This window comes from Achromobacter sp. MFA1 R4 (assembly GCF_900156745.1).
Lineage (GTDB): Bacteria > Pseudomonadota > Gammaproteobacteria > Burkholderiales > Burkholderiaceae_B > Achromobacter.
In genome coordinates this window covers 5,335,778-5,360,195 of sequence record NZ_LT707065.1, presented here as the reverse complement: position 1 = coordinate 5,360,195, position 24,418 = coordinate 5,335,778, and the positions used below count along the sequence as shown (strand labels likewise).

Here is a 24,418-nt window from a genome sequence, read left to right as displayed (position 1 = left end):
CTGCGGCCCGGACGCCGTGACATTTGGATAAATAGAAGGCGATTTTACTATATGTATCGAATTCGACCGAATCGGGTTCTGCTGCGAGCGCGGTAATCGCCCGGATTCTGCCTTCAATAGCAGCAAATTCGCTTCCACGTGGTCAATGCGGGCGCCAGCATAACAATTAGTTGTAACTACTTTGGCGCAAAATTCGACAAATCACTTCAATGACGCCCAGATCTGGGCATTTCATTTGGCCGAATAAAGATAATCGCTAGCGTTTATTAACGAATATCGAGGCGCAGTTTCGATTTGCAGGGTATCTGCGAATAAATGTGTAATCGTATGCAATTGCGTGGCGAAAATGCCCCAGTCAGCGCGAGGGCGCTGGGGTGCGTATGGCCTGGCGGCGGCTGGGCGACGCCGTTGCGTGGCATGCATGACGCCGGGAGAATCGCCTACAGTCCGTACAACGGAATGGGCGGGATGCGTTTGGGGGGCGGGGGGATACGCCAGGAGGCTCTGCGCCGCAGGGCGCCCAGCAGTTTCAATCCTTGCGGCCAGTCGGCAAGGCCGCTGTCCGCATTGAGGTGGCCGGCGCCCGGGATGACGACGATGCGGCTGCCCCAGTCGGCCGCGAAAGCCATGGCGCGGTCCAGCGAGCAGTAGGGATCGTTATCGCTGGCGACCACCACGCTCTGGAACGGCAGGGGCTGGCGGGGAACCGGGGCGAAGCCGCGCAGGGATGGCGGGGTGTCGGGACGTTCGACGTCCGCGGGCGCGACGAGCAGCGCGCCGGCGACCTTGGCGCGAAGGGGCACGGGCAGCGCGGCGCTGATCAGGCAGCCGAGGCTGTGCGCGATGAGCAGCACGGGGCTGCGCGCTTCGTCGACGCTGGCGGTCAGGCTGGAAATCCAATCGGCGGCGCACGGGTTGTCCCAATCGTGCTGCTCGATGCGCCGGGCATGGGGCATGACGGCCTGCCAACGGGATTGCCAGTGATCGGGACCGGAGTTTTTCCAGCCCGGGACGATTATCGGTTGGAGTCTCATGCGGCACATGATGCCGCCGCGCTTTAGTAACTCAAACGAATTAATCGTCTTTTGCATATACGGCGTTCGGAATAAAGCGGGGCGCGGCGGCGATGCCGCGGCGCAATACGGAACGGCGGCAAAACCGCCCCGGAACCGGCCAAAAGCCGCGATATTTCAGTGTATGCTTGCCGTGCAAATGCACTGTCACGGGCGCGACATCAACGATATCCGGCCGTCCGCTCGTTGACGGATCAACGATTACAAGTCATTCGAGGAGTCCACTCATGAAGCCAGTATTCCGTCTGACCCCGGTCATAGCAGCGCTGGGCGTCGCCGCTGGTTTGGCGTTTGGCGCGGCCGCGCACGCGCAGACCATCAAGATCGGCGTCGTCGGCCCCACCACCGGCGCGGTCACGCAGTATGGCGATATGGTCCGTGAAGGGGTCGATACCGCGGTCGAGCGCATCAATGCCGCCGGCGGCGTCAATGGCAAGAAGCTGGAAACCGTCGTAATCGACGACGGCTGCGAGCCCAAGCAGGGCCCCGTCGCCGCCAACCGCGTGGTCAACAGCAAGATCGGTTTCGTGGTGGGCCACGTGTGCTCGGGCGCGACGATCGCCGCTGCCGACATCTACAACAACGAAGGCGTGGTGATGATCACCCCGTCCGCCACGTCGCCGGCCCTGACCGACGGCAAGAACTACGAGTTCATCTTCCGCACCATCGGCCGCGACGACCAGCAAGGCCCCGCCGCCGCCAAGTTCATCCTCGAAAAGATCAAGCCCAAGAAGGTCGCCGTGCTGCACGACAAGCAGTCGTATGGCCAGGGCATCGCCACCGCGGTCAAGAATGACCTCGAGAAGGGCGGCGTGACCGTTGCCGTCTTCGAAGGCATCAACGCTGGCGACAGCGACTATTCGGCGGTCATCACCAAGCTCAAGAGCCAGGGCGTGGACTTCGTCTATTACGGCGGCTATCACCCCGAGATGGGGCTGCTGCTGCGCCAGTCGGCCGAGCAGGGCGTGAAGGCCAAGTGGATGGGGCCGGAAGGCACCGGCAACCCGGACATCAACGCCATTGCGGGCGACGCCGTCGAAGGCATGCTGCTGACGCTGCCGGCGGACTTCACCCAGAACGCCGCCAACGCCGACATCGTGAAGGCGTTCGAAGCCAAGAAGCGCAATGCCGGCGGCGCGTTCCAGATGACCGCCTACACGGCCACCCAGCTCATCGCGGACGGCATCAAGGGCGCGGGCTCGGACGATCCCACCAAGGTCGCGAAGTACCTGCATTCGAACACCTTCGACACGCCGATCGGCAAGGTGTCGTGGAACAAGCAGGGCGACCTGACGAACTTCCAGTTCGACGTGTTCACCTGGCACAAGGACGGCTCCAAGACCGTCTACAAGTAAACCGCGGCGCGACGGGTCCTGCGGGGCCCGTCCCGTGCACGGGGGGCGCCTGCCTGGCGCCCGAAAAAAAACCGGGCCGCAAGCGTTTTGCTTGCGGCCCGGACTTTTTGTGCGGCGAAAAAGCGCGGCGTCTCGTCGCCGGCTTACAGGCCTTGTACGCGGCGGCCCGTGTCGGCTTCGAACCAGTGCAGGGGATGGCGGCCATCGGGGCCGACATTGACGCGGGCGCCGACCTTGGCGGACGACTCGGACAACTGGCGCGTCGTGCAGCGCACCACCAGGGTGCTCTTGCCGCAGCGGCAGTGGACGAGCTGTTCCGAGCCCAGGGTTTCGACCATTTCGACTTCGGCGGGAATGCCCTGCGTATTGAGCAGCATGTGCTCGGGACGCATGCCCATGATGACCTTGCGGCCGCGCACCTGCGAAGGCACCTGCAGCGGCGAGATTTCGAGGTCGTTGCCGTCGGCCGTCTTGACCGTGCCGTCGCCGGCCACCTGCACTTCCATGAGGTTCATCGGAGGCGAGCCGATGAAGCCGGCCACGAACGTGGAGGCGGGCTTTTCGAAGACTTCCATCGGGGTGCCGATCTGCTCGGGCACGCCCTGGTACATGACGATCATGCGATGCGCCAGCGTCATGGCCTCGACCTGGTCGTGCGTGACGTACAGGCTGGTGGTGCCCAGGCGGCGATGCAGCTTCATGATTTCAAGGCGCATCGCCACGCGCAGCTTGGCGTCCAGGTTGGACAGCGGCTCGTCGAACAGGAACACCTTGGGTTCGCGCACGATGGCGCGGCCCATGGCGACGCGCTGGCGCTGGCCGCCCGAGAGGGCGCGCGGACGGCGGTCCAGCAGGTGGCCCAGTTCGAGGATCTGCGCGGCGATGTCGACGCGCTTTTTGATCTCGTCCTTGGAGAATTTGCGGATCTTCAAGCCGTACGCCATGTTCTCGAACACGGTCATGTGCGGGTAGAGCGCGTAGTTCTGGAACACCATCGCGATGTCGCGTTCGGCCGGTTCCAGGGTGTTGACCACCTTGTCGTCGATGACGATTTCGCCGCTGGTGACGGTCTCCAGGCCGGCGACCATGCGCATCAGCGTGGATTTGCCGCAGCCCGACGGGCCGACGATGACGATGAATTCACCGTCCTTGACGTCCATGTCGATGCCATGGATGACCGGCACGTTGCCGGCATAGGTTTTCTTGACGTTGCGGAAGCTGAGAGTAGCCATGAGTTATTCGTGTTCGGAGTCGTGTTCGGATTGGCGCGGCGTGGGGGTCATTTCTCGGTGTCGACCAAGCCCTTGACGAACCATTTCTGCATCAGGATGACGACCAGCGCCGGCGGGATCATGGCGAGCATGGCAGTGGCCATGGTGATGTTCCATTCGGTCACGCTGTCGCCGCCGCTGATCATCCGCTTGATGCCGATGACGACGGGGTACATGTCTTCCTGGGTGGTGACGAGCAGCGGCCACAGGTATTGGTTCCAGCCGTAGATGAACTGGATCACGAACAGGGCGGCGATGCTGGTCTTGGACAGCGGCAGCAGCACGTCGCGGAAGAACCGCACGGGCCCCGCGCCGTCGATGCGCGCGGCCTCGATCAGCTCGTCCGGCACCGTCAGGAAGAACTGGCGGAACAGGAACGTCGCCGTGGCCGACGCGATGAGCGGCAGCGTCAGGCCGGCGTAGCTGTTGAGCAGCCCCAGATCGGCCACGACCTTGTAGGTGGGCGCGATGCGGACTTCGACCGGCAGCATCAGCGTGACGAAGATCATCCAGAAAAAGAACATGCGGCCAGGAAAGCGGAAGTACACGACCGCGAATGCCGACAGCAGCGAGATGGCGATCTTGCCGAGCGAGATCGCCAGCGCCATGATCAGGCTCACGTACATCATGCGGCCGACGGGCGCGCCCGACGAACCGCCGGACGATCCGCCGAACAGGGCTTTCATGTAGTTGTCCACGAAGTGCGGACCGGGGATCAGGGACATCGGCGCCTGAGCGACTTCCTGCGCGGTCTGGGTGGACGCGACGAAAGTGACGTAGAGCGGAAATGCCACCATCGCCACGCCGCAAAGCAGAATGACGTGGGCCAGAATATCCAGCCAGGGACGGCGTTCAACCATTGTTATCAGCCTCGGACAAAATCAATACTGCACTTTGCGGTCGACGTAGCGGAACTGCACGACCGTCAAGGCAACCACAATGAACATCAGGACGACGGACTGGGCGGCGGACGAACCGAGGTCCAGGCCGCGGAAGCCGTCGCTGTACACCTTGTAGACCAGGATCGAGGTCGCCGTGCCCGGTCCGCCTTGCGTCGTCGTGTCGATCACGGCGAAGGTATCGAAGAAGGCGTAGATGATGTTGACCACCAGCAGGAAGAACGTGGTGGGCGACAGCAGCGGGAAGACGATGGTCCAGAAGCGGCGCGCCGGGCTGGCGCCGTCGATCGCGGCGGCTTCGATCAGCGAGCGCGGAATCGATTGCAGGCCGGCCAGGAAGAACAGGAAGTTGTAGGAGACCTGCTTCCAGACGGCCGCGATGATCACCAGGATCATGGCCTGGTTGCCGTCCAGGCGGGGGTTCCAGTCCACGCCCGACTTGCGCAGGGCCACGGCCAGGATGCCGACGGAAGGCGAGAACAGGAACAGCCACAGCACGCCGACCACGGCGGGCGCGACGGCATAGGGCCAGATGAGCAGGGTCTTGTAGAGTCCGGCGCCGCGGATCACGCGGTCGGCCATCACGGCCAGCACCAGGGACACGGCCAGGCCGACGCCCGCTACCATGACCGAGAAGAAGGCCGTCACGCGGAACGAATCCAGGTAGGCCTGCTGCGAGAATAATTCGATGAAGTTGTCCAGGCCAACGAACTGCGAGGACAGGCCGAAGGGGTCTTCAAGGCGCATGGACTGCCACATGGCTTGTCCGGCGGGCAGGAAGAAGAACACCACGGTAATGATCAACTGCGGCAGTAGCAGCAGATAGGGCAAGGTCTTGTGCCCGAATACAACGCGTTTTTCCATAGGGGGAACCCAAGGTACAGAAAAGCGGCGGTTGGAATAACCGCCGCCTGAAACCGCCAGCGCGCGTGCCGCGCGAGGCGCCCGGAGCCCGAAAAGCACCGGCACTCATAAAAACACGATAGGCTTAAAGCCCTAAAAAAACCAGGGCTTTAAGCCTCGTAAGTCCTTGTCGCGACATGGAAAATGCCGATTGACAAGGCGGCGGTCAGATCGCGCGAAAGGGCGTTACTTTACACTCTTCTCGAACTTTTCCAGCAACTCGTTGCCGCGCTTGACGATGTTCTCGGCGCCGTCCTTGGCCGAGACCTTGCCCGACACGATGCGTTCGATTTCGGCGTCTTCGATTTCGCGGATCTGCGGCAGGAAGCCCAGGCGCAGGCCGCGCGATTGGGCGGTGGTTTCGACGTTGAGCTGCTTGACGCCGACTTCGGTGCCCGGGTTCTTGTCGTAGAAGCCTTCCTTCTTGGTCAGCTCGTAGGCGGCCTTGGTGACGGGCACGTAGCCGGTCTGCTGGTGCCAGCGGGCGGCGATTTCCGGGCTGGCCAGGAACTTGAAGAATTCGGTCACGCCCTTGTAGACCTCGGGCTTCTTGTTGGCGAAGACCCACAGCGAGGCGCCGCCGATGATGGTGTTCTGCGGCGCGCCCTTGACGTCGGCGTAGTAGGGCAGCGTGGAGGTGCCGAATTCGAACTTGGCGTTCTTGGCGATGTTGGCGCGCAGGCCGGACGAGCCGGTGATCATGGCGCACTTGCCGCTGATGAAGAGCGAGTTGGGCTCGTCGCCGCGGCCGCCGTACATGAAGATGCCTTCCTTGCCCAGCTTGGCGAGGTTTTCCAGGTGACGCACGTGCAGCGGGGTGTTGATGGCGATGCGCGCATCCAGGCCGCCGAAGCCGTTGTCCTTGGTGGCGTACGGCACGTTATGCCAGGCCGAGAAGGTCTCGAGCTGGGTCCACGACGGCCAGGACGTGGTGTAGCCGCATTCCTGGCCCGCGGCCTTCAGCTTCTGGCCGGCAGCGGCCAGCTCTTCCCAGGTCTTGGGCGGATTGTCGGCGTCCAGGCCGGCCTTCTTGAAGGCGTCCTTGTTGTAGTAGAAGACCACGGTCGAGCTGTTGAAGGGCATCGACACCAGCTTGCCGTCGGCCGACGAGTAATAACCGGCCACGGCGCCGATGAATTCCTTCGGGTCGATCGGGTTGCCGGCTTCTTCGGACATCTGCTGCACCGGCTTGATGGCGCCCTTGGCGTACATCATGGTGGCGGTGCCGACTTCGAAGACCTGCAGGATGTCCGGGGCGTTGCCGGCGCGGAACGCGGCGATGCCGGCGTTCATGGATTCACCGTAGTTGCCCTTGTAGATGGCCTTGACCTGGTAGTCGGGGTTTTTCTTGTTGAATTCATCGACCAGGCCATTGACGCGGTCGCCCAGGGCGCCTTCCATCGAATGCCAGAACTGGATCTCGGTGGCCGCATGCGCGGAAGCGCCGGCGAAAGCCGTCATGATGGCGGCAAATGTCAGGGCAATACGGTGGGATCGCATAAATGGGTTCTCCAGTTGGGCGTGTTGCGAACGGGGTGTCCGGCCGCATGAAACACGACACCTTATGAATTGTTTGTGACAAAACCGTGACTTTCACATCCCTACAAACGCCTGTCAAATTGCGCGTTTCAGGCGCGAACGAACATTTTGTATCCGCTTTGCCCGGGAATTCGACCGATTACAATCGCCGCCTATGAAAAACGAACTTTCGATTGCGTTCATCGGCAAGGGCGGCAAGGGCGGCATCTGCGGCGCCCCGGCCCGTCGGGCGGCGGGCCGGCCCGGCAGAGTATGCGCCGCCTATGACCGTCATGTCATTGACATAAACCAGGATGCCCGGGGCGCCTGGACGGCGGCCGGCGGGCTTGCTGCCGCGCCCTGCGGCAGCGCGCTTGCGCGCTCGCGCGCGGGCAGGTTCGCGGCCAAGGCACGGAACATCGAAGACGGTGTGGCTTGCGCGCGTCAGTCGCGGCAAGACGACACTTTGGCGGCTCGCGCGGCGGCGCGGACGGCGCTGGCCGGGGAGTGGGGCAAATGACCGCGGACGTTGCGCGCTTTCCCGCCATGAGCCGTACCCAGTTCGGGATCTCGGTGCTGTGCATGCTGGCCGTCGTGGTGGGCTCCAATATCCTGGTCCAGGTGCCGCTCAATGATTGGCTGACCTGGGGCGGGCTGTCATATCCGGTGGCGTTCCTGGTCACCGACGTCCTGAACCGCCGCTTCGGGCCGGCCGCGGCCCGGCGCGTGGTGTGGTTCGGCTTTGCGGCCGCGCTGGTGGTGTCGGTCTGGGTGGCGTCGCCGCGCATCGCGCTGGCCTCGGGCCTGGCCTATCTGGGTGCGCAGCTCGTCGACATCCAGGTGTTCGACCGGTTGCGCGACCAGCGCTGGTGGCGTGCGCCGCTGGCGTCGGGCGTGCTGGGCGCGATCCTGGACACGGCGGTGTTCTTCAGCGTGGCGTTCGCGGCGAGCGGGGCGCCCTGGGTGACGTGGATGCTGGGCGACCTGGCGATCAAGCTGGCGGTCAATATCAGCATGCTGGCGCCGTTTCGCGCGTTGATGTGGAATCTGGCGCGGCCCGCGAACGCCTAGGCCCGCGCATCGTCTGGCGCCGTTCATGCGCGCGCCCATGGCATGTTTTCATGCCGGGGCGCGCGTTTTTATATTGGTGCGCCGCACAGGCATTGCATTATTAACGTGTGCATTAATCAGGTGCGATGCAGCACGTTGTGCAAGGGCTGTGTAAGACCCGCGTAAGTACTGTATTTAAATGCGAGATTAAACGACGTATTAATCGCTGCGTATAACTACGTATAGCTACGTATATTTAATCGCCCATCCCTGGCACAAGCGGAAGACGCAAGCATAGATATCGTTTTTTCACCAGTCATCGAAGCAGGAATTTTTGCGATTTATCCAAGGAATTCACGGACTTGCGGCCGCTATCCGTCCCGAATAAAAGGCCCTGACAAAATATTGGGGATTACACGCAGTGACAGTATGACGGCTTGCTTTCAGAATACCGCCCACACCGTGTTTTTGCCCAAGAAGCCGGCGACGGGCAATGCGGACAAAGGGGTACTCTCCCGATAACCCGTGTTGGACAGAGCCGCTCAAAACCTCGCTGGAGAACTCCGCATGAAGTTTCTGAATCGCCTTACCCCGGTAGCCATGGCGCTTGGGGCCCTTGCCTTGGCTGGCGCCGCGCACGCCGCCGACACGATCAAGATCGGCATTCCCCAGCCCATGACCGGTCCCAATACCCAATACGGCGACCAGATCCAGGCCGGCGCGCTGACCGCCATCGAGACCATCAATGCCAAGGGCGGCGTCAAGGGCAAGAAGCTCGAACCCATCCTGATCGACGACGGCTGCGAACCCAAGCAGGCCGTGCCCGCGGCCAACCGCGTGGTCAATTCCGGCGCCAAGTTCGCCGTGGCCCATGCGTGCTCGGGCGTGACGGTCGCCGCCGTGAAGGTCTATGAAGAAGAGGGCATCGTTGGCATCACCCCGGGCGCCACGTCGCCGCTGGTTACCGACACCATCAAGCCGCACTTCTTCTTCCGCACCATCGGCCGCGACGACCAGCAAGGTCCGTACGCCGCCAACTACATCGCCAAGACGCTCAAGCCCAAGAAGGTCGCCGTCCTGCACGACAAGCAGACCTACGGTTCGGGCGTGGCCACCCAGGTCAAGGACGCGCTTGCCAAGCAGAACGTCAACGTCGCGCTGTTCGAAGGCATCAACGTCGGCGACAGCGATTACTCGGCCATCATCACCAAACTGAAGTCCGCGGGCGTGGACCTGGTCTATTTCGGCGGCTACCACCCCGAACTGGGCCTGTTGCTGCGCCAGTCGCGTGAACAGGGCCTGACCGTCCAGTTCATGGGCCCGGAAGGCACGGCCAACCAGGATCTGGTGGCCATCGCCGGCCCGGCCATCGATGGCCTGCTGGTCACGCTGCCGGCTGACTTCACCAAGCTGCCGGGCAACGAAGCCATCGTCAAGGCCTTCAAGGACGCCAAGCGCGATCCGGACGGCGCCTTCCAGATGCCGGCCTACGCCGCGGTCCAGATCCTTGTCGACAGCATCAACGCGGTCGGCGAAGACCCGGCCAAGGTCGCGGACTACATGCACAAGACCACCTTCAACACCGGCATCGGCAAGGTCGAATACGATGCCAAGGGCGACCTGAAGGACTTTGAGTTCGCCGTCTACAAGTGGGACAAGAACGGAAAGAAGACCCAGCTGTAAACACGCGATCCCGCCGGCGCGTCGCCGGTGTGTAGGGCCTGTCGTCTCCGTCTTGCCGTAATCCGCGTAGCGATGCGCCAAAAGCGCTGTGCGGCCGGCAAGGCGGCGATCACAGGCCCTTATGAAATACGCCCAGGTTTCCGGCTCCGGGTCTCACTACCGGGGCCGGAACCATTTGGAGCAAGAGAATCATGTCTGACCTCATACCCCAACTTACCCAGCAATTCTTCAACGGATTGTCCCTGGGAGCGATCTATGCGCTGATCGCCATCGGCTACACAATGGTCTACGGCATCATCGGTATGATCAACTTCGCCCACGGCGAAATCTACATGATCGGCGCCTATGTGGGCCTGGTCACCTTGACGGCCATCGGCACCGGCAGCGGCCTGCCCATGCCGTTCATCATCGCCACCATGCTGCTCGTGGCCATCGCCGTTACCGGCATCTACGGTTTTTCGGTCGAACGCGTCGCGTACCGGCCGGTGCGCGGCAGCCCCCGCCTGGTGGCGCTGATTTCCGCCATCGGCATGTCGATCTTCCTGCAGAATTGGGTGGCGCTCGGCCAGGGCGCACGCGACATGGCCGTGCCCGCGCTGGTGTCCGGCGCCGTGCAGTTCCAGATGGGTACGGACTTCGACGTGACGGTGCCGTACTCGCGCATCATGATCATCGTCGTGACGGTGGTGCTGATGGTGGCGCTGACGCTGTTCATCAAGTATTCCCGCATGGGACGCGCGTCGCGCGCCTGCTCGCAGGACATGCACATGGCCAACCTGCTGGGCATCGACACCAACCGCGTGATCTCGTTCACGTTCGTGATGGGCGCGATCCTGGCGGCGGTGGGCGGCGTGTTGATCGCCATCACCATCGGCAAGCTCAATCCCTTCATCGGCTTTCTGGCCGGCATCAAGGCCTTCACGGCGGCGGTGCTGGGCGGCATCGGCAGCATCCCCGGCGCCATGCTGGGCGGCGTGTTGCTGGGCCTGGCCGAAACCTTCGCGGCCGCCTATATCTCGTCACAGTACAAGGACATCGTGGCGTTCTCGCTGCTGGTCCTGATTCTGCTGTTCCGTCCCACCGGGCTGCTGGGCAAACCTGAGGTGGAAAAAGTCTGATGTCGAACAACAATCTCAAAAACGCCACCGTGGCCGCCGTGTTGACGGCGGTCATCGTCACGCCGGTCTTTGGCCTGCAGCTCATCCGGCAGGGGGCTCGCACCTCCATGGAATCGAACTGGTCGCTGGTGGCGCTTGCCGCCGCGGCGGTGTTCGTATTCCAGCTGCTGCGGCCCTGGATCGCCATTCCATTCCAAAAGCTCAAGACCGGGCTGCCGACCTTGTCGGCGGCACCCGCCAAGACCCACAAGCCGCTGATGTTCCTGCTGTTGGCCATCGCGGTGATCTGGCCGTTCTTTGCGGGCCGCAGTTCGGTCGACATCGCCACGCTGGTGCTGATCTACGTGATGCTGGGCCTGGGCCTGAACATCGTGGTCGGCTTCGCCGGCCTGCTCGACCTGGGGTTCGTGGGCTTTTATGCGGTGGGCGCCTATACCTACGCCTTGCTGTATCACTGGGGCGGCTGGAGCTTCTGGGAGGCGCTGCCGTTCGCGGGCGCGATGTCCGCGCTCTTCGGCTTTGTCCTGGGCTTTCCCGTGCTGCGGCTGCGCGGCGACTATCTGGCCATCGTGACGCTGGGCTTCGGTGAAATCATCCGCCTGCTGCTCATCAACCTGAATACGGTGACGGGCGGCCCGGACGGCATCTCCGGCATTCCCAAACCCACGTTCTTCGGCCTGGAAATGACGCGCCGCGCCAGCACCGAGGGCGACCAGACGTTCCATGAGTTCTTCGGGCTGACGTTCCAGAACCAGGACTTGGTGATCTATCTGTACATGATGGCGCTGCTGCTGGCGCTGGTGACGCTGTTCGTGTCCACGCGCCTGATCCGCATGCCGGTGGGGCGCGCCTGGGAGGCGCTGCGCGAGGATGAGATCGCCTGCCGCTCGCTGGGCCTGAACCCCACGCGCATCAAGCTGTCCGCGTTCACGCTGGGCGCCATGTTCGCGGGCTTTGGCGGCGCGTTCTTTGCCGCGCGCCAGGGTATGGTCAATCCGGAATCCTTCACCTTCATCGAGTCCGCGCTGATCCTGGCCATCGTGGTGCTGGGCGGCATGGGGTCGCAGGTGGGCGTGATTCTTGCGGCCATCCTGCTGACCGTGCTGCCCGAGCTGGCGCGCGAGTTCGCCGAGTACCGGATGCTGATGTTCGGCCTGGTGATGGTGTTGATGATGATGTGGCGTCCGCAGGGGTTGTTGCCCATGAAGCGTCCCCACGTGGAGCTGTCTAAATGAGCGAGGCATTGCTGAAAGTATCCGGCCTGACCATGCGGTTCGGCGGCCTGCTGGCCGTCGATAGCGTGGCCTTCGAGGTCAAGTCCGACGAGGTGTTCGCCATCATCGGCCCCAACGGCGCCGGCAAGACCACCGTGTTCAACTGCGTGGGCGGGTTCTACGCGCCCACGGCGGGCGAAATCATCATGGACGGCAAGCCCATCACGGGGCTGGCCAGCCACAAGGTGGCGCGCCACGGCCTGGTGCGCACGTTCCAGAACGTGCGCCTGTTCAAGCAGCTCACCGTGCTGGAGAACCTGCTGGTCGCGCAGCACACGCAGGTGGAGGCGCGGCTGCTGCCCGGCCTGCTCAAGCTCAGGGGCTACCGGCAGTCCGAAGCCGAGGCGCTGTCGCGCGCGGCGCAATGGCTCGATTTCATGGGCCTGCGCGAGTTCGCCAACCGCGAAGCCGGCAACCTGGCGTACGGCCACCAGCGGCGCCTCGAGATCGCGCGCTGCATGATCACCAAGCCGCGGCTGCTGATGCTGGACGAACCGGCGGCCGGCCTGAATCCCCAGGAAAAGCGGGACCTGCAATCGCTGATCGACCAGTTGCGGCGCGAGTTCGGCGTCGCGGTGCTGCTGATCGAACACGACATGAGCCTGATCATGGGCATTTCGGACCGCATCCTGGTCATGGAACATGGCAAGCCCATCACGACCGGCACCCCCGACCAGGTGCGCAACGACGAGCGCGTCATCAAGGCGTATCTGGGGGAGGAATGATGCTCAAGCTGGAAAACATACACACCTACTATGGCGCCATCCAGGCGCTCAATGGCGTGTCGGTGGAAGTCAACAAGGGCGAGATCGTCACGCTGATCGGCGCCAACGGCGCGGGCAAGACGACGCTGCTGATGACGGTCTGCGGCAACCCCCGGGCCCGCGAGGGCAAGATCACGTTCGAGGGCGAGGACATCACCCACAAGGAAACGCACCACATCATGCGCAGTGGCATCGCCATTTCGCCTGAAGGCCGGCGCGTGTTCAAGGACCTGACGGTCGCCGAGAACCTGATGATGGGGGGCTTTTTCGCCAAGCGCGACGAGATCCAGGCGGGCATCGACCATGTCTATGGCCTGTTTCCGCGCTTGAAAGAGCGTGCCAGCCAGCGCGCGGGCCTGATGTCCGGCGGCGAGCAGCAGATGCTGGCGATCGGCCGTGCGCTGATGACCCGTCCGCGCCTGTTGCTGCTCGACGAGCCCACGCTGGGCCTGGCGCCGCTGGTCATTGCGCAGATCTTCGACATCATCCGCGAGATCCGCGAACAGGGCGTGACCGTGTTCCTGGTCGAGCAGAACGCGAACAAGGCATTGGGCGTGGCCGACCGCGGCTACGTGCTGGAGAACGGGCGCGTGGTGTTGCAGGACACCGGCGCGAATTTGCTGGTCAACGACCAGGTCCGCAAGGCGTATCTGGGCGGTTGACGTCTTCCCCGCGAAGGAAGCAGGCGCATCGGAAGATGCGCCTTTTTTTTCGTATGGCTCGCCAGGCGGCGGCATTGCGCCGTCTTCAGGCCGCGATGCGTTGTTCCGGCTGGTCGGCCTGGTAATGCGCGATCGCGGCGCGGGCGAGGGCGTCGATGGAGTCGGTCAGCGTCACGCCCAGGCTGGCGCGCAGGGCGTGCGGGACGGCGAGGGGCAGCTCGGTGCAGCCCAGCACCACGGCGTCGGCGCCGCGCGCCTTCAGGCGGGCGATGCATTCGGCGGCGGGTGCGAAGGCGTCTTCGAGCTGGTTGCCTTTGACGGCGCGGATCGAGCCCATGCAGTAGCGTTCGACTTCGTCGTCATCGGGCACGATGCATTCGTAGCCCTGGGCCTGAAGGTGGCGCTGGTAGAGGCCGAGCTTGAGCGTGGCGGCGGTGCCCATCAGGCCGATGCGGCCGCTGGGCAGGCCCAGGCGGCGCAGGTCTTCGATGACGGCTTCGATGATGTGCAGCACCGGCAGCGGCGTGGACGCGGCGATCTCGTCGAACCACAGATGGGCCGTGTTGCACGGGATGGCGATGAGCTGGGCGCCGGCCTGTTCCAGGAAGCGCACGCCGTCCACCATGTGGGGCAGGGGGTTCTCGCCGCCCGCCATGTAGGCGCTGGAGCGGTCGGGAATGCGGGGATCGTTGCGCAACAGCGTGGGAATGTGTTGCTGGTCGATCGTGGCGGGGGTCAGCGCCGCCAGGCGGAGGGCAAAGGCCGCGCCGGCCATGGGCCCCATCCCGCCCAATACACCCAGGTAGCAGCCCTGGGAAAACGTCTTCACTTTATGTACTCCGTGCTCATGCATCACCGGGCGTCAGGACCTGGCCCGGGCGTTCGGCGCTCGTCCGTTCCCCGTCCCAGACCTGCCTGCCATTGACCCACACGGCGTGGATGCCCCGGCTTGCCTGAATGGGAGCTGAAAAAGTGGCCGCGTCAGTGACGGTGGCGGGATCGAACAGCACCAGATCGGCATGATACCCCTCTCGCAGCAGGCCGCGGCCGGCGACGCCGTATTGGGCGGCCGCCAGTCCGGTCATTTTGTGGATGGCGGATTCGAGCGTCAGCAACTGCTGTTCGCGCACGAGGGTGCGCAGCACGTTGGTGAAGGTGCCCCATTGGCGCGGGTGCGGATGGGGATCGAAGGGCAGGCCGTCCGAGCCGACCATGGTCAGCGGATGGGCAAAGATGCGCTTGACGTCGGCCGGGTCCATCAGGAAGTAGATGGCGCCGGCGGGCGCCAGCCTGGCGACGGCCGCCTCGTCGTCCAGGCCCAGCTCGGCCATGACGTCGCTGAAGTCGCGGCCGGTTGCGTCCGGGTAGCCCTTGGACCACGTGATCATCGTGCGGCTGGCGAGCCGCGCGCGGTCCAGCCGCAGCATGGTCGACGTGGCGGGGTAGGGATGGCAGTCCAGGCAGACGGGCTGCGAGGCCGCCGCGCGGCTGATGAGGTCCAGCGTTTCGCGGGTGCGGCCGTGGTTGCGTTCGCCCGCCAGCTTGTGGTGCGAGAAGACGACGCGGCAGTCGATCTCGCGGCCGATGTGCAGCGCCTCTTCCATGGCGGGCACGATGTGGTCGGCCTCGTCGCGCAGGTGGGTGGCGTAGATCCCGGCGCGGCCGCGCAGCGGCAGGCACACGTCGACGATCTCGTCGGTGGGCGCGGCGCTGGCCGGCGGATAGAACGTGCCCGTGGACACGCCGAACGCGCCGGCATCCAGCGCTTCCTGCAGCAGCGCGCGCATGGCGGCCCGTTCGGCGCCGTTGGCCGCGCGCGCGGTGTCGTCCATGACGGCGACGCGCAACGTGGTGTGGCCCACCAGCGGAATCACGTTGACGGCCGCGGGCGTGGCCCGCAGCGCGTCCATCCAGGCGCGGAAGGTGTCAAAGCGGAACAGCTCCGGCGGCCCCAGCAGGTCCAGCGGCTGCGGGACCTGGGTGCGGGACAGGGGCGCCAGGCTGATCCCGCAGTTGCCGGTGACGACGGTGGTGATGCCCTGCGACACCTTGGGCCGCATGTCGGGATGGGCCAGCAGGTAACCATCGTCGTGGGTGTGCGAGTCGATGAAACCCGGCGCCAGGACCTGGCCCCGCCCGTCGATGACCGGTACGCCGTCCGGGTGGGCAAAGCCGCCCACCGCCGCGATGCGCCCGCCGCGCACGGCCAGGTCGCCCTGGCGCGCGGGCCCGCCCGATCCGTCGATGAGCGTTGCGCCCGCGACGATGAAGTCAGCCTGCAAGGTGTCTGCCGTCATGACGCTGGCTCAGTCGAGCTTTTCGATGCCGGCCGTGTCGATGATCTGCTGCCATTTGGCGGTTTCACGATCGATCAGCTTCTTGAAGTCGGCGGGGGAGCCGGTGGCCGGTTCGGCGCCCAGCGTGGCCAGGCCCTGGCGCACTTCCGGCGCCTGCAGCGCCTTCTGGACGGCGGCGTTCAGCGAGGCCACCACGTCGTCGGGCGTGCCCTTGGGCGCCACCACGCCGCCCCAGGCGACGGTTTCATAGCCCTTCAGGCCGGCTTCGTCCAGCGTGGGCACGTCGGGCATCATCGGCAGGCGCTTCAGGCTGCTGACGCCGATGGCGCGGACCTTGCCGCTCTTGACCAGCGGCGCGGCCTCCGAGGTGTTGACGAACAGGTAGTCCAGGCGGCCGCCGAGCAGGTCCTGGATGGCGGCCGGGCCGCCGTTGTAGGGGATGAACATCACGTCCACCTTGGCCATGCTCTTGAAGAGCTCGCCGCCCATGTGGCCCGTCGTGCCCACGCCCGACGCGCCGTACGACAGGCGGCCCGGTTCCTTGCGCGCGCGATCGATCAGGTCCTGGACGCTCTTGACGGGCGAGTCGACCGGGACAATCAGCGCGTTGTAGAGATCGAACATGTGGGCGACCGGGGTCAGGTCTTTGTCGACGTCGTAGGGCAGGCGCTTGAAGAGCGAGCGGTTCACGGCCAGCGTGTTGATGTTGCCGTAACCCACGGTGTAGCCATCGGGCGCGGCGCGCTTGATCAGCGCGATGCCGATGTTGCCGGCGGCGCCGGGACGGTTTTCGATGACCATGGTGGCGCCGGTGTCGCGGGCGATCTGGGTGGTGATCAGGCGCGACAGGACGTCGGGCGATCCGCCCGCGGCGGACGGGACCACGAAGGTGATGGGCTTGTCGGGATAGCCGGCGGCTGAGGCCGTGCCGAACAAGGCGACGCTGAGCGCCGCCACGGAAAGGCTGCGGAAGAACTTGTTGCGCATGGTGGATTTCCCCTGATGTTGTTTTGTGGAGCGGGCAGATTACACCCGGCCATGCGGCACTGCGTCATCGAAAAATGTCTCAAACCTATAATCCCCCGTTATTGGAAAAGGGGAAGAAATGGAAGCGGATGCGTATGCCGACGAGGTGGGTCCCAGCGCCGGGCGGCCGCTGAATCTGCGCCAGATCGAGGTGTTCCGCGCCATCATGATGGCCGGGTCGATCAGCGGGGCGGGGCGCATGCTGCATGTGTCGCAGCCGGCGGTGAGCCGGGTGCTGGCCCTGACGGAGACCCGCCTGGGCTATCGCCTGTTCGAGCGCGTGAAGAGCCGGCTGTCGCCGACCGCCGAGGCGCGGCGCCTGTATGCCGAGGTCGAGCAGGTGTACGGCGGCATCCAGCGCGTGAACGACCTGGCCGCCAGCCTGGGCCAGTCGGGCGCGGGGATGCTGAAAATAGTGGCCAGCGCCAGCTTCGGCCAGCGCCTCATTCCCATGGCGCTGGAGCGCTTCCGCGGCCGCAATGCCGGCGCGCGGGTGGATTACCGCAGCGTGACCTTCGACGAACTGGCGGCGTACTTTCTATCCGGCCAGGCGGACATCGGCATTTCCATGCAGCCGCCGGATCATCCGAACCTGACCTCCGTCCGTCTTGCGCGGGTGCCCGTGATCTGCGTGCTGCCGCCCGGCCATCCGCTGGCCAGCCACGAAGCGATCCTGCCGGAGGATTTCTCGTCGGCGGCGTGGATCGGCTACCCGCGCGACACGCCGCTGGGGCGCGCGCTGCAGTCATTCTTTGGCGATGGTCCGCGCTGCGCCGCCGCCATCGAGGTGCATTCTCCCGTGACAGCGTGTTCGTTCGTGCAGCAGGGATTGGGGCCAGCGCTGGTGGACGCGTGGTGCGTGACGCCGGACCAGGCCGCGCACATGGCGCTGCGCCCGATCCAGCCCGAGGCCAGCGTCGAAATCTGGGCGACCCATTCCAACCTGACCGCGCCGCCCTTGCTGGCGCGGCGCTTTCTGGCGGCGGTGAAGAAGACGCTGGAAGGTCAGGTGCTGCCCGGTGTGGTGACGGGATAAGTGGCGCCGGGACAAGGGACGCCGAGACAAGTGACGCCGGGACAAGTGACGCCGGGATAAGGCGGCCGGGCAGCGCGGTGCGTTACAGCCCTTCGGCCTGCAGGGCAGCCTTGACGCCGGCGTCGGCTTCCATGCGCGCATGGAACGTGGACAGGTTGTCCAGGCCGGACAGGTTCACTTCCTTGGCGCGCGCCCAGCGCAGCACCACGTACAGGTAGGCATCGGCTATCGACGGCGCGCTGCCCACGAGATAGGACTTGCCGGCCAGTTGCGCGTCCAGTTGCGCAAACAGCTTCGTCAGCAGCGCCGAGGCGGACGCCGCCAGTTCCTTCTGTGCGCTTTCGTCCTGCAGGTAGCGTTGCGCGCCGAACAGCAGCGAGAAGGTCTTGTGGACGTCGGAGTTGATGAAGCCGACCCAGCGGCGCACTTCGGCGCGCGAACGCGGGGTGCCGTCGCCGAGCAGTTGGCTTTCCGGAGCCTGTTCGGCCAGGTATTCCAGGATGGAGACGTTCTGCGTGAGGGTCCAGTCGTCCACCGTCAGCGCAGGCACGGCGCCCAGCGGGTTGATCTGCAGAAACTCGGGGCTTTTGAGGGCGTCGCGGCTGAGCTTGTGCGTTTCGTACGGCTTGCCGATCCACTCCAGAACGATGTGAGAAGCGAGCGAGCACGCGCCGGGCATGTAGTACAGTTTCATGTGATGGAGTCTCCTGACAGGAAGGACGGGAGAGCTCCCGTCGCTGGGCGCTATGGTACGCCAAGCGGGCGCGCCATTCGCCGGCACCCCGCGCCTCTCTGTCATGCCTTCCGCGCCCGCATTCCAACCTGTCGCCGCCGGAGATGTCCATGCCGTCACGCACCGCCGCGAGCACGCGCGCGATTCCCTTTTTCGTGTCCTTGACGCTGGCCTGCGCCGCCGCGCCCGCGATTGCGCGCGCCGCGCAGGAACCGCCCACGGCGCCGGCGCGGGTGACGCCCGTGGTGGGCGGCCTGGACCATCCCTGGTCGATGGCCTTCCTGCCCGATGGCGGCATTCTCATCACCGAACGCCCCGGGAACCTGCGGCTGCTGCGCACGCCCGGCGGGCTGTCCAAGCCGCTGGCCGGCGTGCCCAAGGTGGCCGCGCGCGGGCAGGGCGGCCTGCTCGATGTGGCGCTGTCGCCGGACTTCGCGACCGACCGCTATGTCTATCTGGCCTATGCGGAAGCGGACGGCGGCAAGAGCGGGACGGCCGTGGGCCGCGGGCGCCTTTCCGATGACGCCAGCGGCCTGGAGGATTTTCGCGTGTTGTTCCGTCAGGAGCCCAAGCTGTCGTCCGGCCAGCATTTCGGGGCGCGCCTGGTATTCGACGGCAAGGGTCACCTCTACATCGCGTTGGGCGAGAACAACCAGCGCCCCACCGCGCAGGACCTGGACAAGCTGCAGGGCAAGGTCGTCCGCCTCAAGGCCGACGGCACCGTGCCCGCGGACAATCCCTTCGTCGGCCGGCAGGGCGCGCGGCCGGAAATCTGGTCGTACGGGCATCGCAATCCGCAGGGCATGGCGCTCAATCCGTGGACGGGCGAACTCTGGGAAAACGAACACGGGCCGCGCGGCGGCGACGAGATCAACGTGGTGCAGCCGGGCAAGAATTATGGCTGGCCGCTGGCGACGCACGGCATCAACTATTCGGGTCTGGCCATTCCCGAGGCCAAGGGCGAGACCTTGCCGGGCATGGAGCCGCCGGTCTTCTGGTGGCCGAAGTCGCCCGCCATCAGCGGCATGGCCTTCTATGACGCGGACCGGTTCCCCGTGTGGCGCAATTCGGTGTTCATCGGCGCGCTGGGCAACCAGAACCTGATCCGCCTGACCGTCGACGGCAATCGCGTGATCGAAAAGGAAACGCTGCTCGACGACCGCAAGCGCCGCATACGCGACGTGCGGCAGGGGCCCGACGGCTATGTGTATGTGCTGACGGATGCTTCGCCGGGTGAATTGCTGCGGTTGGCGCCCGCCGAAACGGGGGGGTGACCGTCATGAAAACCTACGAACTCATCGGGTCCGCGGGCTGCGGCTCCGCCATCATCGAAATGGCGCTGGTGCTGGCCAACGTGCCCCACACGCTGACGAGCGTGCCCTACCTGAAGCCCGGTCCCGAGCGCAACCGCCTGCTGCGGCTCAATCCGCTGGGCCAGGTGCCCACGCTGGTCCTGCCCGACGGCGAGGTGTTGACGGAAAGCGCGGCGATGATCCTGCACCTGAACGACGTGGCGCCCGAGGCGGGTCTTGCACCCGCGCCGGGGCAGCCGGAACGGGCGCGCTTCCTGAATCTGTTGATGCGCATCGTGGCGGCAATCTATCCCACTTTCACGTACGGCGACGATCCTTCGCAGTGGACGACGCCAGGCCCGGCGGTGGACCTGCTGCGCGAGCGCGTGCACACGCGACGCGCCGTGCTGTGGCAGGAACTGGAACGGCAGGCCGGCACGCCGCACATGCTGGGCCGGCGGTTTTCGGCGCTGGACCTGTATGTGACCGTCATGACGCACTGGCGCCCGGGGCCGTCCTGGTTCAGCGCTATGTGCCCGGCCCTGACGGCGGTGGCGCGCGAAGCGGCGCTGGAACCGAACGTGGCCAGCGTGTTGCAGCGGCACTTTCCCCCGCCAAGCGAATAGCGCGGGCGGGCGGCCCGCGGCGTCAGCTTGCGGCCCGGCGGCGCGACTTGCCCCGCGCCTCGCGCACGGCGATGTACACGCCGCTGCCCGCAATGAAGAGGGCGCCCAGGTAGGCATAGGCATCGGGTGCCTCGCGCCAGAAGATCCATCCCAGGATGGTGGCCCAGACCAGGCCCGTGTAGTCGAAGGGCGCCACGACCGACGCGGGGCCGATGCGGAATCCCTGCGTGATCAGCGCCAGTCCCAGCGTGCTGAACAGCGCGACCGCGCCGAAATACGGCAGGTCTTCGACGGCCGGCGCGCGCCAGACCCACGGCAGCCCGACCGCGCTGCACACCAACTGACCCAGCACGATGTAGAAGGTGGTGGTCAGCATGCCTTCGGCGCGGTTGATGCCGCGCGCCGTGATCATCATGACCGCGTAGAGCAGGGCGGTGGTCAGGGGCAGCAGCGTCGCCGCCTGGAACGCCTGCGTGCCCGGCCGTACCACGATGAGCACGCCGGCAAAGCCGGCCAGCACGGCCAGCCATCGCTTTCCATCCACGCGTTCTTTCAGGATCAGCACCGACAAGGCCGTGACAAAGAGCGGCGCGGCGAACGCGATGGCCGTGGCCTCGGCCAGCGGCAGCGCCTGCAGGCCCAGGTAGAAGCAACAGGCCGACACCACGTTGATGGCGCCGCGCGTCAGGTGCAGGCCGGGGTGCGTCGTGCGCAGCACGCGGCGTCCGCCCAGCCACAGCGCCAGCGCGGTCACGAACGGCAATGCGATCAGCGCCCGCAGGAACAGGATCTGCAGCGGGTTGTAGTGGGCGCCCAGCCATTTGGCGTTGGCGTCGCTGAGCGTCAGGAAGAAGATGCCGCCCGCGACGCAGGCGATGCCAGCGGCGGCGGAGTGTTCACGGACGGCGGGTAATGCGGTGGAGGGGGACATCTGAAGCCTGCAAAGTCGGCGGTTCCTGCCGCCGGGGGGAGGGAAAGCGGGAAAGCGGCCTTAGCCCTGGGCGCGATAGGCGGCCAGCGCGACCATGGCCCAGGCGGCCAGGAAAGCGGTCCCGCCGAATGGCGTCACGGCGCCCAGCCACCGGACGCCGGTCAGGGACAGCACGTACAGGCTGCCGGAGAACAGCACGATGCCTACGAACATCACGAGCCCCGCGGCCGACAGCAGCGGCGAGCCGAAGCGCGTGCCCAGCAGCGCGATGATGAACAGGCCGAGGGCGTGGACCAGGTGGTACATCACGCCGGTCTGCCAGACGGCCAGGAGGTCCGGCGTCAGCAGCCGCTTGAGCCCGTGCGCGCCGAACGCGCCGGCGCCCACCGCCACCATGAGATTCAACGCCGCGAGTATCGTGAGCTGCCGGTCCGTCATTGCCAGTCCTTGTAAGAGATGCGAGGGGGAAATTTGCCGCCGCCTATGATAGGCCGAAACCTCGGGCCGAATGTCTGCCCGAATGTCTGCCCGGACAGGGCGCATGGCGGGGGCGGCGGCGGGTCTTGAAGGGGCATTTGGTGGACCCTTGATGCGGCCTTGGGCCAGCGCAACCCGGCCTTGCCCGGTGATTTCCAAATGGGATATTATAAATTCAATATGGAAACCCAGCCGCTGGTGGACCGTCCGCCTGCCCGGGCCGACAGTCCCCTTCGCGGCGTCAGGAGCCCCCCATGACCATCGCCCTTGCCGACAAGTCCCCCGCCAAGCGCGGCGCCAGCGCCAAGCGTCCGCCGCGCCATCCCACGGCCCGCGCCAAGCAGCTTTTTCGCGGCCTGATCGACAGCCCGCTCATCGACATGGCGCGCGACGTGCGGCGCGGCCTGCCCGCGCAGATGGTGGACGACGCGGCCGACTACCTGCAGGTTCCCAAATCCGAAATCATGGCCATCACCGAGGTCAAGGCGGCATCGCTGTCGCGCTGGACGCGTGAAGGGCAGGCGCTGCCGCTGGGCGAATCCGACCGCCTGGCCCGCGTCGCCCGCGTCGTGCGCGTCGCCCGCCAGGTGCTGGGCAGCGACGAAGAAGCCGTGCTCTGGCTGAACACGCCCGTGCCTGCGCTGGGCAACGTCAAGCCGCTGTCCCTGCTGACCTCCGACGCCAGCAGCCGCATCGTCGAAGACACGCTGGCCCGCGCCGCCGCCGGCGTTTACGCATGACGGACTTCGTCTCGTTGTGGCGCATCGGCACGACGGCGGGCAAGTACCGGGCGGATGACCTGAGCGGCGCGGGGGCCGCCGCCGTGGGCGGGCGTTACAACAGTCCGGGAACGCCGGTGGTGTATGCGTCCGCGAGCGTGGCGCTGGCGGTGCTGGAGACCGTGGTGCACTTTGCGGCGCGCGCGTCCGAACACGCCAACCGCTACCTGATCGAACTGGCGGTGCCCCACGCGCTGTTCGAGGCGCGCCAGGCGCTATCCCTGACCCAATTGCAGGAAGACTATCCGTTCTGGGATGCGGTGCCGTTCGCCGAGGCCTCGCAGGCGGTCGGCGACAACTGGGTGGCATCCGGCGTGTCGGCGCTGCTTGAACTGCCCAGCGCCATCGTGCCGTACCGGGGCGTGCCGGACTGCAATTTCCTGATCAATCCCGCGCATCCCGATGCGGAGCAGATCGTGGTGGTGCGGCGGGAACGCTTCATCTACGACCCGCGGCTGCGGCCGGCCTGAGCGCCGGGGCGCGCCCGTCGTCGAGCGCGCCACCGCGTGATCCGCGCCGCGGCGTCAATCCACCGTCAGCACGGCCCGGCCCACGACCTTGCCGGCCCGCAACGAGGCGAGCACGCTGTCCGCTTCGGCCAGCGCATGGCGATGGACCGGCATCGGCGGCACCTTACCGGCCCGCACCAGTTCCATCAGCTCCTTCAGCTCGGCCAGGTTGCCCACGTAGCTGCCGATGATGGACAGGGCCTTCATCGGGATCAGCGCGATGGGCCAGGTGGATCCGCCGCCGAAGAGACCCACGATGATGAGCTTGCCGCCCTTGGTCAGGAAGTCGAAGGCCAGCGACGTGGTGGCGGGCGCGCCCACCAGGTCGATCGCGGCCTGCACGGGCTTGCCGCCGGCCGCCTGGATGATCTGTTGCGCCGCGTCGGGCGCGGCGCCGTCGATGGCGGCCAGCGCGCCCGCGTCCAGCGCCGCCTGGCGCTTGGCGGGGTCGATGTCGACCACGATGGCGCCCGCGCCGCCCAGCGCCTTGATGAGGGTCAGGCTCATGAGGCCGAGCCCGCCCGCGCCGAAGATCACGACGGGATGTTCGCGGTAGACGTCGGCGCCGATCTTTTTCAGCGCGGAGTAGGTGGTCAGGCCCGAGCAGGCATAGGGCGCGATCTGCGCCGGTTCGAGGTCGCCGATGTCGATGAGATAGCGGGGGTGCGGCACCAGGATGTGGTCGGCGTAGCCGCCCGCGCGGTGCACGCCCAGGCAGGCCGGCGCGGTGCAGTGGTTTTCCATGCCGGCCATGCACGACGGGCACTTGCCGCAGCCGATCCACGGATACACGAGATAGTTGCGGTCGGGGGCGAGTCCCTGCGCGTCGGGCCCGGCCGCCACGACGGCGCCCACGGTTTCGTGGCCCATGGTCAGGGGCAGGGACACGCCGCGGTCCTTGAGCGACAAGGTGCGGCCCTGGCCGAGGTCATAGCCGCCTTCCCACAAGTGGATGTCGCTGTGGCATACGCCGGCCGCGCGCACCTTCAGCAGCACTTGCGACCCTTGCGGGGTGGGCGTGGGCTGGTCCATTTCCTGCAGGGGTTCGCGGAAATTGACGACGCAATAGCACTTCATGGATGTCTCCTTTGTATGTTCGCTGCGCCTTGCGGCCGGACGCGAGCCCGGCGCGCCGGCGGGAT

General features: G+C 65.8%; 25 protein-coding genes. 13 read left to right on the top strand and 12 right to left on the bottom strand.

The features are described 5' to 3' along the window. Nucleotides 1–440 precede the first annotated feature (440 nt). On the bottom strand, nt 441–1,034 hold the full coding sequence (locus BXA00_RS24565; RefSeq protein ID WP_076520990.1) for an alpha/beta hydrolase: 594 nt from the start codon (nt 1,032–1,034) through the stop codon (nt 441–443). Nucleotides 1,035–1,300: 266 nt separating this feature from the next. Between BXA00_RS24565 and BXA00_RS24560 the strand changes: the two genes are divergently transcribed. After that, complete coding sequence (locus BXA00_RS24560; protein ID WP_076520989.1) at nt 1,301–2,428, top strand: branched-chain amino acid ABC transporter substrate-binding protein; 1,128 nt, start codon at nt 1,301–1,303, stop codon at nt 2,426–2,428. A gap of 143 nt (nt 2,429–2,571) precedes the next feature. Here BXA00_RS24560 and BXA00_RS24555 read toward each other — a convergent pair whose 3' ends face one another. The 4 genes from BXA00_RS24555 to ugpB all read right to left on the bottom strand — a co-directional run bounded on the left by BXA00_RS24555 (nt 2,572) and on the right by ugpB (nt 7,001). Beyond that, the gene (locus BXA00_RS24555) at nt 2,572–3,660 is read right to left on the bottom strand and encodes a sn-glycerol-3-phosphate import ATP-binding protein UgpC (RefSeq protein WP_076520988.1); all 1,089 of its coding nucleotides are present in this window, start codon (nt 3,658–3,660) and stop codon (nt 2,572–2,574) included. Between the two features lie 47 nt (nt 3,661–3,707). Beyond that, nucleotides 3,708–4,559, bottom strand: a complete 852-nt coding sequence (gene ugpE / locus BXA00_RS24550) for a sn-glycerol-3-phosphate ABC transporter permease UgpE (protein WP_076520987.1) — start codon at nt 4,557–4,559, stop codon at nt 3,708–3,710. A gap of 21 nt (nt 4,560–4,580) precedes the next feature. Next, nucleotides 4,581–5,462 carry a sn-glycerol-3-phosphate ABC transporter permease UgpA gene (ugpA, locus tag BXA00_RS24545; protein WP_076520986.1) on the bottom strand — a complete coding sequence of 294 codons (882 nt, stop codon included), beginning with the start codon at nt 5,460–5,462 and terminating at the stop codon, nt 4,581–4,583. Between the two features lie 225 nt (nt 5,463–5,687). After that, complete coding sequence (gene ugpB / locus BXA00_RS24540) at nt 5,688–7,001, bottom strand: sn-glycerol-3-phosphate ABC transporter substrate-binding protein UgpB (RefSeq protein ID WP_076520985.1); 1,314 nt, start codon at nt 6,999–7,001, stop codon at nt 5,688–5,690. A gap of 193 nt (nt 7,002–7,194) precedes the next feature. Here ugpB and BXA00_RS24535 point away from each other — a divergent pair, with 193 nt between their 5' ends. From BXA00_RS24535 to BXA00_RS24505, 7 genes are all read left to right on the top strand, one after another. Next, nucleotides 7,195–7,539, top strand: coding sequence for a hypothetical protein (locus BXA00_RS24535; protein WP_076520984.1), 345 nt, complete (start codon nt 7,195–7,197; stop codon nt 7,537–7,539). Beyond that, complete coding sequence (locus tag BXA00_RS24530; RefSeq protein ID WP_076520983.1) at nt 7,536–8,090, top strand: queuosine precursor transporter; 555 nt, start codon at nt 7,536–7,538, stop codon at nt 8,088–8,090. The genes BXA00_RS24535 and BXA00_RS24530 overlap by 4 nt, the downstream gene beginning before the upstream one ends. 546 nt (nt 8,091–8,636) lie before the next feature. Continuing rightward, entirely contained in the window at nt 8,637–9,752 is a 1,116-nt protein-coding gene (locus BXA00_RS24525; RefSeq protein WP_076520982.1) for a high-affinity branched-chain amino acid ABC transporter substrate-binding protein, read from the top strand. A 191-nt stretch (nt 9,753–9,943) separates the two neighbouring features. Then, nucleotides 9,944–10,870 carry a high-affinity branched-chain amino acid ABC transporter permease LivH gene (gene livH, locus BXA00_RS24520; RefSeq protein WP_076520981.1) on the top strand — a complete coding sequence of 309 codons (927 nt, stop codon included), beginning with the start codon at nt 9,944–9,946 and terminating at the stop codon, nt 10,868–10,870. Next, the gene (locus BXA00_RS24515; protein ID WP_076520980.1) at nt 10,870–12,105 is read left to right on the top strand and encodes a high-affinity branched-chain amino acid ABC transporter permease LivM; all 1,236 of its coding nucleotides are present in this window, start codon (nt 10,870–10,872) and stop codon (nt 12,103–12,105) included. The genes livH and BXA00_RS24515 overlap by 1 nt, the downstream gene beginning before the upstream one ends. After that, on the top strand, nt 12,102–12,869 hold the full coding sequence (livG, locus tag BXA00_RS24510) for a high-affinity branched-chain amino acid ABC transporter ATP-binding protein LivG (RefSeq protein ID WP_076520979.1): 768 nt from the start codon (nt 12,102–12,104) through the stop codon (nt 12,867–12,869). The genes BXA00_RS24515 and livG overlap by 4 nt, the downstream gene beginning before the upstream one ends. Next, entirely contained in the window at nt 12,869–13,570 is a 702-nt protein-coding gene (locus BXA00_RS24505; RefSeq protein ID WP_076520978.1) for an ABC transporter ATP-binding protein, read from the top strand. The genes livG and BXA00_RS24505 overlap by 1 nt, the downstream gene beginning before the upstream one ends. A gap of 85 nt (nt 13,571–13,655) precedes the next feature. Here the strand turns inward: BXA00_RS24505 and BXA00_RS24500 are convergent, their stop codons facing one another. Genes BXA00_RS24500 through BXA00_RS24490 form a run of 3 tightly spaced genes read right to left on the bottom strand, consistent with a single transcriptional unit; the run spans nt 13,656 to nt 16,854 of the window. Beyond that, complete coding sequence (locus BXA00_RS24500) at nt 13,656–14,399, bottom strand: aspartate/glutamate racemase family protein (protein ID WP_083714332.1); 744 nt, start codon at nt 14,397–14,399, stop codon at nt 13,656–13,658. Between the two features lie 16 nt (nt 14,400–14,415). Further along, nucleotides 14,416–15,867 carry an amidohydrolase family protein gene (locus BXA00_RS24495; protein WP_076520976.1) on the bottom strand — a complete coding sequence of 484 codons (1,452 nt, stop codon included), beginning with the start codon at nt 15,865–15,867 and terminating at the stop codon, nt 14,416–14,418. Nucleotides 15,868–15,876: 9 nt separating this feature from the next. Beyond that, a complete protein-coding gene (locus tag BXA00_RS24490; RefSeq protein WP_076520975.1) occupies nt 15,877–16,854 on the bottom strand; it encodes a tripartite tricarboxylate transporter substrate binding protein in 978 nt (325 codons plus the stop codon). Between the two features lie 118 nt (nt 16,855–16,972). Here BXA00_RS24490 and BXA00_RS24485 point away from each other — a divergent pair, with 118 nt between their 5' ends. After that, nucleotides 16,973–17,929, top strand: a complete 957-nt coding sequence (locus BXA00_RS24485) for a LysR family transcriptional regulator (protein ID WP_076520974.1) — start codon at nt 16,973–16,975, stop codon at nt 17,927–17,929. A gap of 82 nt (nt 17,930–18,011) precedes the next feature. Here the strand turns inward: BXA00_RS24485 and BXA00_RS24480 are convergent, their stop codons facing one another. Continuing rightward, the gene (locus BXA00_RS24480) at nt 18,012–18,623 is read right to left on the bottom strand and encodes a glutathione S-transferase family protein (RefSeq protein WP_076520973.1); all 612 of its coding nucleotides are present in this window, start codon (nt 18,621–18,623) and stop codon (nt 18,012–18,014) included. 149 nt (nt 18,624–18,772) lie between these two features. Between BXA00_RS24480 and BXA00_RS24475 the strand changes: the two genes are divergently transcribed. Together BXA00_RS24475 and BXA00_RS24470 are read left to right on the top strand one after the other, a co-directional pair. Then, nucleotides 18,773–19,936 (top strand): PQQ-dependent sugar dehydrogenase, encoded by a 1,164-nt coding sequence (locus tag BXA00_RS24475; protein WP_076520972.1) that lies wholly within the window; start codon nt 18,773–18,775, stop codon nt 19,934–19,936. Nucleotides 19,937–19,941: 5 nt separating this feature from the next. Further along, the gene (locus tag BXA00_RS24470) at nt 19,942–20,580 is read left to right on the top strand and encodes a glutathione S-transferase family protein (RefSeq protein WP_076522107.1); all 639 of its coding nucleotides are present in this window, start codon (nt 19,942–19,944) and stop codon (nt 20,578–20,580) included. A 22-nt stretch (nt 20,581–20,602) separates the two neighbouring features. Here the strand turns inward: BXA00_RS24470 and BXA00_RS24465 are convergent, their stop codons facing one another. Together BXA00_RS24465 and BXA00_RS24460 are read right to left on the bottom strand one after the other, a co-directional pair. Beyond that, nucleotides 20,603–21,511, bottom strand: a complete 909-nt coding sequence (locus BXA00_RS24465) for a DMT family transporter (RefSeq protein WP_076520971.1) — start codon at nt 21,509–21,511, stop codon at nt 20,603–20,605. Between the two features lie 60 nt (nt 21,512–21,571). Next, nucleotides 21,572–21,949, bottom strand: a complete 378-nt coding sequence (locus BXA00_RS24460) for a DUF423 domain-containing protein (protein WP_076520970.1) — start codon at nt 21,947–21,949, stop codon at nt 21,572–21,574. Between the two features lie 293 nt (nt 21,950–22,242). On the opposite strand from BXA00_RS24460, the gene BXA00_RS24455 reads away from it, so the two are divergent. Both BXA00_RS24455 and BXA00_RS24450 read left to right on the top strand, forming a co-directional pair. Beyond that, nucleotides 22,243–22,728, top strand: coding sequence for an antitoxin Xre/MbcA/ParS toxin-binding domain-containing protein (locus tag BXA00_RS24455; RefSeq protein ID WP_076520969.1), 486 nt, complete (start codon nt 22,243–22,245; stop codon nt 22,726–22,728). Continuing rightward, nucleotides 22,725–23,237: an RES family NAD+ phosphorylase gene (locus tag BXA00_RS24450; protein WP_076520968.1), complete on the top strand. Its 513-nt coding sequence runs from the start codon at nt 22,725–22,727 to the stop codon at nt 23,235–23,237. The genes BXA00_RS24455 and BXA00_RS24450 overlap by 4 nt, the downstream gene beginning before the upstream one ends. Before the next feature lie 54 nt (nt 23,238–23,291). On the opposite strand, the gene BXA00_RS24445 is transcribed toward BXA00_RS24450, so the two are convergent. After that, nucleotides 23,292–24,353 (bottom strand): alcohol dehydrogenase, encoded by a 1,062-nt coding sequence (locus BXA00_RS24445; RefSeq protein ID WP_076520967.1) that lies wholly within the window; start codon nt 24,351–24,353, stop codon nt 23,292–23,294. Between the last annotated feature and the right edge of the window lie 65 nt (nt 24,354–24,418).